Annotated in this window: 1 pseudogene; it reads right to left on the reverse strand. The window is 63.5% G+C overall.

The features are described 5' to 3' along the window. A pseudogene (locus SPF06_RS22020) lies at positions 1-293 on the reverse strand (glycoside hydrolase family 32 protein); the annotation flags it as partial. Between the last annotated feature and the right edge of the window lie 118 nt (positions 294-411).

Below are 411 nucleotides of genomic sequence, written 5' to 3' on the forward strand. Positions count from 1 at the left end.
GCGGTGTTGCCCTCGTCGACGACGGCGCTGCCCGAGAAGATCTGCTCCTCCTCGTCGCACAGGATCGCCACCGGCCGGTCCTCCCAGTGGATGAGGTCGGTCGAGACTGCGTGGCCCCACGACATGTTCGCGTGCGTGACCCCGTACGGGTTGTTCTGGAAGAACAGGTGGTACACGCCCTCGTGGTAGACGAGTCCGTTGGGATCGTTGATCCAGGTGTCGGCCGCGGTGTAGTGCAGCCGCGGACGGTAGGCCTCGTCGGCGATGGACTCTTCTGAGGATGCGCGGGTCATGGTCTTCTTTCACGAGGTCGAGTCCATCGCCGGTTGCCGCCTTTCGTCAGCGGAATGAGCCGGTGGTGATGCCTTCGACGAAGTATTTCTGGGCGAGGAGGAAGATGGCGATGGAGGG

The organism is Sinomonas terricola (assembly GCF_034931225.1).
Taxonomy (GTDB): domain Bacteria; phylum Actinomycetota; class Actinomycetes; order Actinomycetales; family Micrococcaceae; genus Sinomonas; species Sinomonas terricola.